General features: G+C 63.6%; 11 protein-coding genes and 1 rRNA gene. 5 read left to right on the top strand and 7 right to left on the bottom strand.

The window, feature by feature from the left end:
- Nucleotides 1-2: 2 nt before the first annotated feature.
- On the bottom strand, nt 3-965 hold the full coding sequence (locus tag R6U53_RS06650) for a hypothetical protein (RefSeq protein ID WP_410321575.1): 963 nt from the start codon (nt 963-965) through the stop codon (nt 3-5).
- Nucleotides 966-1,104: 139 nt separating this feature from the next.
- Nucleotides 1,105-2,151 (bottom strand): PrsW family intramembrane metalloprotease, encoded by a 1,047-nt coding sequence (locus R6U53_RS06655; protein WP_410321576.1) that lies wholly within the window; start codon nt 2,149-2,151, stop codon nt 1,105-1,107.
- 121 nt (nt 2,152-2,272) lie between these two features.
- Between R6U53_RS06655 and R6U53_RS06660 the strand changes: the two genes are divergently transcribed.
- Both R6U53_RS06660 and R6U53_RS06665 read left to right on the top strand, forming a co-directional pair.
- Nucleotides 2,273-2,647, top strand: coding sequence for a hypothetical protein (locus tag R6U53_RS06660; RefSeq protein WP_410321577.1), 375 nt, complete (start codon nt 2,273-2,275; stop codon nt 2,645-2,647).
- Entirely contained in the window at nt 2,644-4,047 is a 1,404-nt protein-coding gene (locus R6U53_RS06665) for a DUF402 domain-containing protein (protein ID WP_410321578.1), read from the top strand. The genes R6U53_RS06660 and R6U53_RS06665 overlap by 4 nt, the downstream gene beginning before the upstream one ends.
- Nucleotides 4,048-4,050: 3 nt before the next feature.
- Here the strand turns inward: R6U53_RS06665 and R6U53_RS06670 are convergent, their stop codons facing one another.
- Together R6U53_RS06670 and R6U53_RS06675 are read right to left on the bottom strand one after the other, a co-directional pair.
- On the bottom strand, nt 4,051-5,139 hold the full coding sequence (locus tag R6U53_RS06670; RefSeq protein WP_410321579.1) for a molybdopterin-dependent oxidoreductase: 1,089 nt from the start codon (nt 5,137-5,139) through the stop codon (nt 4,051-4,053).
- 72 nt (nt 5,140-5,211) lie between these two features.
- Nucleotides 5,212-6,291 carry an SPFH domain-containing protein gene (locus R6U53_RS06675; protein ID WP_410321592.1) on the bottom strand — a complete coding sequence of 360 codons (1,080 nt, stop codon included), beginning with the start codon at nt 6,289-6,291 and terminating at the stop codon, nt 5,212-5,214.
- Between the two features lie 170 nt (nt 6,292-6,461).
- Between R6U53_RS06675 and R6U53_RS06680 the strand changes: the two genes are divergently transcribed.
- The gene (locus R6U53_RS06680; RefSeq protein WP_410321580.1) at nt 6,462-6,659 is read left to right on the top strand and encodes a hypothetical protein; all 198 of its coding nucleotides are present in this window, start codon (nt 6,462-6,464) and stop codon (nt 6,657-6,659) included.
- A 59-nt stretch (nt 6,660-6,718) separates the two neighbouring features.
- On the opposite strand, the gene R6U53_RS06685 is transcribed toward R6U53_RS06680, so the two are convergent.
- The 3 genes from R6U53_RS06685 to R6U53_RS06695 all read right to left on the bottom strand — a co-directional run bounded on the left by R6U53_RS06685 (nt 6,719) and on the right by R6U53_RS06695 (nt 9,507).
- A complete protein-coding gene (locus tag R6U53_RS06685; protein WP_410321581.1) occupies nt 6,719-8,083 on the bottom strand; it encodes an MFS transporter in 1,365 nt (454 codons plus the stop codon).
- Nucleotides 8,084-8,128: 45 nt separating this feature from the next.
- Nucleotides 8,129-9,178, bottom strand: coding sequence for a quinone-dependent dihydroorotate dehydrogenase (locus R6U53_RS06690; protein WP_410321582.1), 1,050 nt, complete (start codon nt 9,176-9,178; stop codon nt 8,129-8,131).
- Between the two features lie 131 nt (nt 9,179-9,309).
- On the bottom strand, nt 9,310-9,507 hold the full coding sequence (locus R6U53_RS06695) for a hypothetical protein (protein WP_410321583.1): 198 nt from the start codon (nt 9,505-9,507) through the stop codon (nt 9,310-9,312).
- Nucleotides 9,508-9,746: 239 nt separating this feature from the next.
- On the opposite strand from R6U53_RS06695, the gene R6U53_RS06700 reads away from it, so the two are divergent.
- Complete coding sequence (locus tag R6U53_RS06700) at nt 9,747-10,058, top strand: non-histone chromosomal MC1 family protein (RefSeq protein WP_410321584.1); 312 nt, start codon at nt 9,747-9,749, stop codon at nt 10,056-10,058.
- Nucleotides 10,059-11,129: 1,071 nt separating this feature from the next.
- Nucleotides 11,130-11,993: ribosomal RNA gene (locus R6U53_RS06705) — 16S ribosomal RNA — on the top strand; the annotation flags it as partial.

Below are 11,993 nucleotides of genomic sequence, written 5' to 3' on the forward strand. Positions count from 1 at the left end.
GTTCATTTCAGTCCCTCGCTGTTCCGGTGGTAGTCGAAGACGGTCCGCATCCCGTCGACGATCGCGCCGATATCGACCGACTCGGCCGCCGGTACTCGGCGTTCGAGTGCCGAAAACCGCTCGCTCCACTCGGCATAAAACCGCGCTTCGACGTCGTTCTCCTCGATCGTTTCGACGTACCGGGCGGCTTGTTCGGGGGTCGGACGATGGGCGAGTCCCGTCGGATCGATGAGACCGTCCTGAAGCGCCGCGACGAGGATACCCGACGAGTAGTCACCTTCCTCGAGCTCCCGTCGCCATGTCGTCAACCAGTTGCCGATCCGAGCCAGACGCTGGAGCTCTCCGAGCGTCTCGCGGAGGATCGAGAGATCCGTGCGATCGAAGTCGGGTGAGTACATCAGATCTACGTCGGCGTAGGGGTACATAATCATGTTGTGAGCGCCGTACCGGTAGGCGTTCGCGAGGTTGGCCATCGCGGGATGTTCCCCGACGAGCCGGGAGTAATCCATCGCGTTGATCGCCTGTCGAACGTCGTATCCGAGGATCTCGGCGAACTCCTCGCCTCGAGGGGCGCTTCGAAGCGGCGCTTCGAACTGCCGCCACACCCGCCTCGCGAACTCGATCGTTTCGGCGTCGACGTCGGACCGGCCGGTCTCGACCGTCTGGTGTGGAAACGGGATATTCCGAGCCTGCTCGAAGGTGGTCTTGTCACCGTCGTGCTCGGCGATATCGTCGAGCACGGTGATGAAGATCGTCAGCAGCGTCTTCTGCTCTCGAACCGTCGGTTCGTGCCTCTTGGGCACGGTGGGGATGCGAAACGACGGTAACAGCGAGTAGATCCACCGCCACACGAAGTCGTCACGAATACCGATTCGGCGATCGTAGTCGGCCGCCAGTTCCGACACACGATCGGGTAACCGCGTCGCTGTGATCGACTCCCGAAACGCATCGTGTTCGACGGGCACGTCAGTGGTCACTCGAAAGTCATCGGTATAAATCCACGCTCCGTTTCGAATCGAGATTCCGGTGGATGCGGCCGGATCGGTGGTTCCCAGACGGCGGTTTTCTGCCGCCTCGGGCACCTGTGATAGCCACCGGAGCTGTTCACGGCGTGTCGGGGTCGAACTCCGTCAGCTCAGAGTCGACGTTCGTGGCAGTCCCGGCGTCGCGGCTCCGCTCGTACGCCGCCTCGTATCGCTTGAGCTTCCGGTAGAGGATGTAAAAGAAGATGCCTTGATACACGAGAACGAATCCGAGGAACAACACGATGATCGGAACGCCCGGCACGATGAGGCTGACGACCCCCGGAACGAGGCCGACGAGGGTGTTGTACGTCGCGTGGATGAAGGCCGCGATGAGCAGCCCCTTCGCTACGATCGGGCCCGCGTTCTCGCGATTGAACTTCGCCAACCCGAGATAATAGCCCGCGAACGCCGAGTAGACGACGTGTCCCGGGCCGGCGAGCCCTCGGACGGCGGTGATCTGGCCCCCCGCTTCGAGCGTCTCCGCGAACCCGTCGACGAAACCGATCCCGGTCTGGATGAGCATCGCTCCGGGCGTCTGGAGATTCTGCGTGATGTAGAGGACGTTCTCTATCGCCGCGAATCCGAGCCCCGCGACGGCTCCGTAGACGGCCCCATCGACGACCGAATCGAACCGGGAGTCGCGGTAGGGGTACAACCAGACGGCGAGCAGTTTTACGGACTCTTCGACCGGGCCGACGACGAGGTAGAAAAACAGAACAAACCCGACGAGCGGCAGCAGCTGTAAGAAGCCGAACACAGAGTTAATGACCGCGGCAAACCCTGCAAAGAGAACCGATAGCACGAACGTTGCCAGGAGCAACGACGGCGGCTCCTTCGTCGTGATGTCGGCCCGGTAGATGTATAGCGCGAGAACCCCGGCCGGGATGACCGAAAAGAGGGCCAATCCGAGTATGAACGGATCCTCGATGATGAGCGCGCCCGCCCCGCTGAAGGCGAGAATAATGAACAGTATTAACACTCCGAGTCCGACGACGAACCGTCGTCCGGCCTGGACGACGCCGCGGTGCGTTCGAATCGCCAGTCGATCGAGCGCCGTTCGCGGCTCCCACGACGCGATGTCGTAGAGATCCTCGTCGTCGGATCGCTTCTCAACCGGATCCTTCATACGTCCGTTCTCTCGTCGGCCGACCCTAACTGTTTGGCTCGCTTCCGCCGTTATCCCGATCGGTCGGCCGCCTCGGGGCAAAGCCGGGACGTTTTCGGTCCCCGGCCCCTAACGGGCCTCCATGCACTTCGATCAGCGGACCCAGACCGCTCTCCGGGAGTTCGGCCTCGACACGGAAGCGATCGCCGCCATCTCCGAGTCGGTCGTCGATGCGGTCGCGACCGACGCCACCGCAATCGAGCGCTTCCTGTCGGGACTCGACACGGTCCACTCGGACATGGATCTGGCTCACTCGAACGCCGAGTTCCCCGAACACGGCCTGGAGTACGTCGATCTGTACACCCACGGGGCGGATCTGCGGGGGTACATCGCATTCGACGGCTGGGGCGTCCCCGTCGAGGACGGTCGCGTCCTCTCGGATTCGGTCGTCGAACTGACGCTCGGACCGACGGTCCACGACCGAGTTCGGTTCGCCGCCGACCGCGACGACCTATGAACGTTCGGATCCGCGGGATCTACGCGACGGCGCTCACCGAACTTCTCCGAGCGGACTACCAGGTTGTCTCTGCGTCGCGGCCGATCCGGGATCGGTTCGAGGAGTCCTTCGACGTCGATGTTGCGGACGCGACGGTTCGGACGACCGACGACCGCGAGGGGGTCGGCGTGTCCGGCGATCCCGACGCCGTCTCCGAACTCGTCGACGGACTCGCGGCCGTTTCCCGGGATACGCTCCGGTGGCGCGACCCCGTACCCGTCGGTGCAGTGTTCGACGGTGAAGTTCGCGAGACGCTCGGCTCCGGGGCGATCGTCGAGTTGGGTTCGGTGGATGGACAGCCGGTTTCGGGGTTTCTCCCCTACGACCGCGTCGACGGCTACGTAAACGAGGGCGATCGCTATCGCCTCCAGATCGCCTCGGCGGAGCCACCCTGGAGCGACGATCGGCCGACGCTCGCGACCGACCTTCGCGTGCCGGGTGGTCTCGTCGAACTCCGCCGGCGCGGCGGCGATTCGATGAGCGAGACCGCGCGACTGGCGGATATCCTTCCGGTCGATCCGATCGAGGGGTGGAAGCCGCGGTGGTCGTCCGCGGCTGACGACGCCTCGCTCGATGCGATGGCCGACGCCCTCGAACGGGCGAACGAACGCGCGAAGGACATAGACGGCGCCATCGCACCCCGAGACGACGCCACGCCGGGCCGCCTCGTCGCCCCGATCGCCGGCGCGTGGGTGTGGTTCGGCCGTGAGGGTCGCTTCGAACTCGACGATGTCCGCCGTCGGGTCGAGACGACGATGGCCGGTCACCACCGGACGAAGGCCGCGACGAACGCCGCGAGCGCGGCCGTCGACTTCGTCGAGGCGATCTGTTCGTCGAGCGTCGACGTGGCTGACGGCGATGTCGGATTCCCGTTCGCCGTCGTCGCTCGACAGTTCGGACCGACGGTGGGTGACACGGTCGCGATCAGGCACGGAAAACCATCCGGCCGAACCATCACCCTCGGTCGCGGTGAGGTCACAGAGTTCGACCCGACGGGATCGATCACCGTCGAGCGCGAGATGACCGGCGGCGGCACTTACGATGCCCTCGGCGTCGAACGAACGACCGGCGACGTCGCGACGACGACGTTCGTGGAGGGTCGGTGGTGGTACGCAACCGTCTACCGGAGCGCCGATGGTGAGCGTCGCGGCACCTACGTCAACGTCTGCACGCCCGTCGAGATATTCCCCAGGTCGGTTCGGTACGTCGACCTCCACGTCGACGTGGTGAAGGGCCCCGAGGGCGAGGTCCGTCGAGTCGACGACGACGAACTCGACGCCGCCGTCGATGCAGGGTCGGTCTCGGAACCGCTCGCCGAGCGCGCGCGAACGGTGGCCAGTTCCATCGAGAACGCGCTGTAGACGTTAGTCGAAGCCGCTGACGAGCGTGACGATCCACTGCGCCGGATCGCCCTCTTCTCGTACGTCGATTCGCGTGATCCACTTGACCCACTGAAAGCCGCGGCGACCGGGGGCGACGAGCCGGACGGGCGCCCCGTGGCCGTGGGCGAGTCGCTCCCCGCCGACGTGCGTCGCGAGCAGCGCGTCTCGCGCCTCCTCGACCGGCAGTGACCACCGGTAGCCGGTCACCGAGACGAACCGAACGTAGGCGGCCGATCCGTCGGTCCCGACCGAATCGAGGAGGTCGCCGACGCGGATTCCGCTCCACGATTGGACGGTGTACCAGCCGCTCGTACAGTCCAAGAGGGCCTCCTCGGTCGTCGCCGGGTCGTCGACGAGATCGGCGTAGCTCAGTTCGATCGGCGCGTCGACGAGGCCGCGAATCCGGAGCCCGTACCGGTCCGGATCGATCGGGTCCGGGTCGTCGGCGACCCACATCGTCACGGGAAACGAGCCGTTTCCCTCCCCCTCGGACGGCTTCGAGCCGGTGAACCGGCGATCCGCCCCCGGCGCGCCGGCGATCCGGGTCGCCGCGTCGCTCAGGCGGACGGCGAGTGCTCCCGCCGCGAGCAGGCCGAAATACTTGAGTGCGATCCTGCGATCGGCGACGTCGCGCCGTCTCGGGAGGCGAAACCGGGTGTTCATGTGCGCGAGGATGAGGGGCACCAACAGCAGTCCGAGCCCGACGTGGACCGCGAGCAGCGGCCAGACGGCGATCCAGACGAGTCCGACGACGCCCCACGCGATGCCGGTCGCGAGCGTCGCGGACGCGACGAGTAGCGTCGCGATCGAGAGCACCGTCGATCGCCGCCACCGATCGGGGTCGGTCAACCGCTGTCTGACCCGGGCGATCTTGAACGCGAGCAGCGGGACGAGGACCACGCCGACGCCGCGGTGGCTCCAGACCCACAGCCACCCGAAGCCGTCGGGTCGACCGACGGTGAACGAGTACAGCCCCGAGGCAGTCGAGAACAGCACGACGACGAGGATCGACCAATCGACGGCTCTCGCCGGTGGGGCGTACCGGACCAGCCAGTCAGCGACGCTCGGCATACGCACGTTTGGAGCCGTTTCGGCCTGAATCTGTCGCCGTCCTCAGTGCTGTACTGCCACTTCCCCAGCGCTCTACTCGATGTCGTCCTCCAGTTCGATATCGGCGCTTTCGACCTCGATATCGACGTCCCCGTCGCCCGCCGCGAGCTCCTCGATACTGTCGATACCGAGCAGTTCGCGTGTCTCCTCGTCGAAGGCCCTCGATTCGAGTCCGGCGCCTTCGCCGCCGATCTCGCCGCCGGTGAGGTGTTTGCCGTAGCGGCCGACGAGGGCGGTGAGTTCCTGCGGAAGGACGAACGTCGTCGATTCGCCCGCTCCGATCGATTCGAGCGTTTCCATCCCGCGTTCGATGATGGCGCGCTCGCCCATCGATTCGGCGGATTTCGCGCGAAGGACGGTCGAAATAGCCTCTCCCTGCGCTTCGAGAATCTGACTCTGTTTTTCCCCCTGCGCTTCGAGGATGTTCGCCTGTTTGTCCCCCTCCGCCCGCTCGACCGCGGAGCGTCGTTCGCCCTGTGCTTCGAGGATCATCGCGCGGCGGCGGCGTTCGGCGGAGGTCTGTTGTTCCATCGCGCGCTGGACGTCCGTGCTCGGACTGACCTCCCGGACCTCGACGGCCTCGACGCGGACGCCCCACTCGTCGGTCGGCCCTTCCAATTCCTGTTGGATACGGCGGTTGATCTTCTCGCGTTTCGAGAGGGTTTCGTCGAGTTCCATATCGCCCAGAACGGCTCGAAGCGTCGTTTGTGCGAGGTTCGAGGTCGCCCGCTTGTAATCGTCGACTTGGAGGAACGCCCGTTTTGCGTTCATTACCTTGATGTAGACGACGGCATCGGCGGTCACCGGCGAGTTGTCCTCCGTGATCGCCTCTTGACGGGGGACGTCGAGCATCTGGGTTCGCATGTCGAACGGATACGTGCGGGAGACGAACGGCGGGATGAAATGAATCCCCGGCTCGAGGAGCTTTCGAAACTCGCCGAACACCGTCAGCGCTTCTTTCTCGTAGGCCTCGACGATCTCGACGGCGCTTGACACCGCGGCGATGGCGACGAGTAATAGCGCCAACCCCGCGATCAAGAGTGGATCGAACTCGACAACGCCCAACGCGACAGCCGCACCGACGGCGAGGAGGGTGAACAGGACGACCGACACGCGTGTGGAGAGACCCGTACTCTTGCGACCGAATTCACGGGCGACGCTGTCAGACATAGCCTAGTCTTGGGGCCGACGACACTTGAACCTGTACCGGGATCTCGCCACCGCCGTACGCTGGGTTCCTCGACAGCATGAACTATGACGCCGGAACCCCAACGGGGTGACGTATGGAATTCAGTCTTCCAGTCTCGCTCGGCGCACTACTCGTAATCGTCGTTATCGGTGTCGCCGGCCTCGCCGGGAGCGGAGTAATGGCACTCGAAACGACGCTCATGATGGTCGCCCCCTCGATGCTCGCCTTCGGGTTCATCGCGTTCGCGCTCGGGATGAAACACGGGGAGTATCGCATCGGTTCGGGACAATAGCCCGGTCACCGAACGCGTTCGCCCCCCCCCGAACGATTCTTTGAACGCCGCCGCTCGCGTTATCCCGCGATCGCCGCCTCGAACTCCCATCCGGCGACGAGAAACAGCGCGACTCCGGCGCTCCCGATCGCGGTCGCGCTGAAGAAGGCGGTCTCCGGCGAGACGGCGTAGATCGCCCCGCCGATCGCGGCCGAGGGGATGACGACGACGTTTCTGACAAGGTAGTACGATCCCGTCACCCGCCCGCCAGCCCCCGCCGCGGCCGGGCCGACGATGAGCGCCTTGTGCGCCGGTAGCCCCGCAAAGCGGAGTCCGGAGAAGGCAAAAAGCAGCGCCAGCACGGCGGCGTTCGGTGGCGCGTAAATCAGCATGACAGGGAAGAGGGCGTACACCGCAAAGCCGAGCGCTACGACGGGTTTCAGCCCGGTTCGACGCGAGAGCCGCGAAACGGGGATCATGATCGCGAGCGCGACGAGCATCTCGACCGCCAGCAGCACGCCGAAGTACGCGTCCGGTGAGAGCGCCCCGACGATCGGAAGCCGCGCGCCGACCGCGAGGAACTCCGTGACGACGATGATGAAAAACACGTAGACCATGCCGTTCGCGAAGCGGACGAGCGTGTCGGCCACGAGCAGCGGGCGCAACTCCGCGGGCATCGATCGGAGATCGGAACGTACCGTCGACACGCCTTCGAAGGACTTGCCGAGACGGTCCTCGCTGGCGTCGTAGAGGACGTGCTGTGTGAGCGTCGCGGCGAGGCCGAACGCCGCGGCGACCGCGAGAACGATCCGAAAGCCCGTTTCGAAGGCGAAAAAAGCCAGTACACCGGCGGCGAAGAGCGGTCCCAAGAGGAACGCCGTCCGGCGGAACGTTTCGGTGCTCGCAAACCCGGTCGCCAGCCGGTCCGGTGCGACGGCCTGCTTGACGATGGCGAACGTCGCGCCGAGGCCGAACGATTTCCACGCCTGCGCGAAGAGCAACCCGAGGAAGATCCCGATCGGGATCGAGGCGGGTTCGAGCCAGCCGACGACGACCTCGCGGTCGAGAACGTCGATCGTCGTCCCGACCGGCGGCACGACGACGACGCCGAAGGCGTCCGCGAACAGCCAGATGACGAATCCCGCCGTGGAGGCGAACCCGAACAGCGTCAGCGCGACCCGCGACCCGAGCCGATCCGAGACCGCGCCGCCGGGGTAGGGATAGATCGCGCCGATGAGATTTCCGAAGGTACCGAACAGCCCGATGGCGACGGCACCAGCCCCGAGGACCGACATGTACCGCGGAATGTATCGGCTCGTCATCTGAAAGCCGAGGCTGAAGGCGAACATCGCGACCGAGAGGACGAGTACGTCCCGTTCGAGGGCCAAAAACTGCCGGAGGGTCGTTTCGAGCCCATCGTCGTCCCCGTGGTCGGTGGCTCCCATATCCGGTGTCCGGCTGCTACTGTGATAAACGGCGGTTTCGTCGCCTTACAGGTCCGCGCCGACGGCGTCCTCGATCGAACCGAATCCGTCGCGCTCCAGTCGGTCGAGCAGGCCGCGGTTGATATCGCGCGCGATCGAGGGCCCCTCGTAGATCAGTCCGGTGTACAACTGGACGAGGTGGGCCCCGGCCCTGATTTTCGCGTACGCTCTCGCGGCGTCCGTCACGCCGCCGACGCCGATGACGGGTTTGTCGGTCCGCTCGGCAATAGAGCGGATCATCTCCGTCGACTCCGATTCGATCGGTTTCCCGGAGAGGCCCCCTTCCTCGTTCGCGTACCGACCACGGAGGGACGCGGGTCGACTCGTCGTGGTGTTGGTCGCGATGACGCCGTCGAGGTCGAGCCCCTCGACGACCGCGAGGGCGTCCTCGATCGCGGCGTCGGTGAGGTCCGGCGAGAGCTTTACGAGGAGCGGATCGGCGCCGTCGTTCTTGAGGCTCCCGAGGATGGACTCCAATCGATCCCGCCGTTGGAGTTCTCTGAGACCGGGGGTGTTCGGCGAGGAGACGTTGACGACGAAGTAGTCCCCCGACCCGACGCGGTCGAAGGTATAGCCGTAGTCGTCCTCCGCGTCGTCGTTGGGCGTCGATTTCGACTTCCCGATGTTGACGCCGATCGGGACCGGGCAGTCGGTTCTATCGAGTCGTTCACCGATGACGTCCGCCCCGTCGTTGTTGAAGCCCATACGGTTTATCAGCGCGCCGTCCTCGACGAGTCGGAACAGCCGAGGTCTGTGGTTTCCGGCCTGCGGTTCAGCCGTCACGCCGCCAACTTCGACGTGTCCGAAGCCCAACGCCACGAGCGCGTTCGGGATCTCCGCGTTCTTGTCGAAGCCTGCCGCGACGCCGATCGGGTTGGGGAACGTCTGCCCCAGCGTCTCGACGCGGAGCCGCGAATCGACGACGGTGTAGCGATCGGCGACCATTCGCTCGATCGGCGTGTGCTGGATCGATCCGAGTACTCGACTGCCGAGGCCGTGGGCCGTTTCGGCGTCGAGTCGAAACAAAAGCGGTTTGGCGAGATCGTAGGGCGTCATTGTGGTATGGGGCCGGCGGACTCGCTTAAGCCCCGCGATCCCCGGCGTTCGGACTGGGCGTCGCCGTCCAGCTTCACCGACACGATCGGTGTCCCTATGATGTGGCCCCCATTGCGTGTCCCGTATCCTCCTTAGAACTCGTGTTCGACGTCGGTAGCGTCGGCTTTCTGGATAATGATTTTCCCGTCACGGACACGGACGAACACCTCGTCCCCAATCTCCATGCCGGCGACGGCGAGTTCGTCTTCGTGAAGGTTCACGTGGACGTTGTGGTATTTGCCGTCCTCGTCTTTGGCGCCACTGGGGCTGAGCTTCTTCTTTCGCACCATCGCGTTATGTTGGGTCGTTCACCACACGAGATACATAAGTGTACCGTGCGAGGCCGAACGCGTCGCGCGCACGAGTAAAACCGACCTGGTTTGGGCGAGCTACGGCACCGCTCTCCCTCGTTTCATTCCCATTTGCTCCCTCTCGTTGAGATATTTATAAAAAAACCGTATCAGGAGGGCGACTTCGGGGATATATTTATATTGACGTGTGTGCAGAAATCACACGGAGACACGAAATCATGGCACGTGACGACGATACCCGAAACTTCGCGCTTCGGGAGGACAGCGGCGACGAATCGAGCGTTTTCTCCGGGCGAACACCGAGACAGGCGGCACTGAAGGCCGCTCGCCGGCTTACTCCGGCACCCAGCGAAGACGACGCGGAGACGATGGAACTTCGGCTTCGCGAGAAGGGGACGAAGAAAGTCCACATCTACGAGGGCTGGGCCTGGGAGGAGACGGCCCCCGACGATAGCCCCGACTGGATGCCCGAGGAGATAACCGAGGCGAACGTCTCGAAACAGGGGATCGAACACCTCGAAGAACTCTGAGCGGGCTAGCATGCGGTCGACGCTCCGTTTCTCGGTCGGTAGCGCCGCGCCTCGTTGTCGGTTGTACACCCATCGACAGTGTAGACACCGGAATGGATATGAGTGGCACGGAGAGTAGCTACGGGCGCGCGGTAACTCACCCGGCCCGACTGTGCGTGCGCATGCGCGTGGAATGAGGGACCGCCTTCCAGCCGCGCAATAGTTTCCGGCTGGCCGTGTGCCAACGCTTCTGTACGTCACGCTCGCTAAATTATCTTAATTTGATATTTGTGTGCGGACATCTCTCACGATCCGCGCGCGAACGCACGTAAACGGCGATCGCGGGACGAACGCACTTCGCTCTCGAGGCACCGCGCCTTCGAGCCGAACGGCACGCGTACCACTCACATGGCTCAAGCGGCATGAAATCGCGTGACGTGGCGGTTATACTTCGACGGGCTTAATACGCCGTCCCCCATCGAACAGAGTGCGAACGACGCGGGGCGCAACGCCCCGGCGGGACAGCTCTTCGAGCCGTCTCGTTTCCGAGGCCCCGCCGGGCTCGGAGCAGTGTACGACGACGGCCTGACGCTCCGAATCGCCGGAACGTCGATCCGATGCGCTTAAGTACAACAGGGCATTCGAATTGAAATACGAAGGCCGGTCCGGAATCGCATTCCGGCGTCGACCTGACTCCGATGCCCTTAAGTGTAATAGGGCACTCGAATTGAAATACGAAAGGCGGACCGGACCCCGTTCGGTTCGCCTCCGATTCGACGCCCTTATACATACGAGGGTGTTCGGAAAAGATACGACGTGGTCGGGGATGGTTCGAACCCATCCTCGCTCACGGACCGATGAACTCCGATGGGTTTATGACCCATCGCGGGTAACAATCAGGTCCGAAGGAAATGAGGATTCCACCCCTGCGGTCCGCCGTATAGATGGGATCTGATGTTAGCTTTGGCAGTTCGGTGACACTCGGTCGGTCCGAATGTCATCGAACGCCGATAGACATTGATGGTAACACACCCATACGGGTGTGTTCCCGCCAAACCCTCCCCGAGCTGGGTATTCAAGTTCGGGGAACACATTCCGGTTGATCCTGCCGGAGGCCATTGCTATCGGTGTCCGACTTAGCCATGCGAGTTGTACGTATAACGTAGCAAACTGCTCAGTAACACGTGGCCAAACTGCCCTATGGACTGGGATAACCTCGGGAAACTGAGGCTAATCCCGGATAGTACATCCATCCTGGAAATGGGGGATGTGTGAAATGCTCCGGCGCCATAGGATGTGGCTGCGGCCGATTAGGTAGACGGTGGGGTAACGGCCCACCGTGCCGATAATCGGTACGGGTCATGAGAGTGAGAGCCCGGAGACGGACTCTGAGACACGAGTCCGGGCCCTACGGGGCGCAGCAGGCGCGAAACCTTTACACTGCACGCCAGTGCGATAGGGGGACACCGAGTGCGAGGGCATAGAGCCCTCGCTTTTGTAGACCGTAAGGAGGTCTACGAATAAGGGCTGGGCAAGACCGGTGCCAGCCGCCGCGGTAACACCGGCAGCCCAAGTGATGGCCGATATTATTGGGCCTAAAGCGTCCGTAGCTGGCCGCGCAAGTTCGTCGGGAAATCCACTCGCTTAACGAGTGGGCGTCCGGCGAAAACTGTGCGGCTTGGGACCGGAAGATCCAAGGGGTACGTCCGGGGTAGGAGTGAAATCCTGTAATCCTGGACGGACTACCGATGGCGAAAGCACCTCGAGAGAACGGATCCGACAGTGAGGGACGAAAGCTGGGGTCTCGAACCGGATTAGATTTCATTTTTTCGAGTTTGTTTTCATCGCGAATAATTTCGTTAATACGTTCAGCCCAATTACCTTTCTCACAAATCTCTACCGATTTATCGCGAAACGCCGGCAAATCCGACGTCAAAATCGGACAACTATACCCAA

The sequence above is a fragment of the Natronomonas sp. genome (assembly GCF_046483325.1).
Taxonomy (GTDB): domain Archaea; phylum Halobacteriota; class Halobacteria; order Halobacteriales; family Haloarculaceae; genus Natronomonas.

Excerpts from the sequence above, each read along its gene's own strand:
- R6U53_RS06660 (WP_410321577.1), top strand. The coding sequence starts at position 2,273 with ATGCACTTCGATCAGCGGACCCAGACCGCTCTCCGGGAGTTCGGCCTC.
- R6U53_RS06695 (WP_410321583.1), bottom strand. The coding sequence starts at position 9,507 with ATGGTGCGAAAGAAGAAGCTCAGCCCCAGTGGCGCCAAAGACGAGGAC.
- R6U53_RS06685 (WP_410321581.1), bottom strand. The coding sequence starts at position 8,083 with ATGGGAGCCACCGACCACGGGGACGACGATGGGCTCGAAACGACCCTC.
- R6U53_RS06690 (WP_410321582.1), bottom strand. The coding sequence starts at position 9,178 with ATGACGCCCTACGATCTCGCCAAACCGCTTTTGTTTCGACTCGACGCC.
- R6U53_RS06670 (WP_410321579.1), bottom strand. The coding sequence starts at position 5,139 with ATGCCGAGCGTCGCTGACTGGCTGGTCCGGTACGCCCCACCGGCGAGA.
- R6U53_RS06700 (WP_410321584.1), top strand. The coding sequence starts at position 9,747 with ATGGCACGTGACGACGATACCCGAAACTTCGCGCTTCGGGAGGACAGC.
- R6U53_RS06680 (WP_410321580.1), top strand. The coding sequence starts at position 6,462 with ATGGAATTCAGTCTTCCAGTCTCGCTCGGCGCACTACTCGTAATCGTC.
- R6U53_RS06655 (WP_410321576.1), bottom strand. The coding sequence starts at position 2,151 with ATGAAGGATCCGGTTGAGAAGCGATCCGACGACGAGGATCTCTACGAC.
- R6U53_RS06665 (WP_410321578.1), top strand. The coding sequence starts at position 2,644 with ATGAACGTTCGGATCCGCGGGATCTACGCGACGGCGCTCACCGAACTT.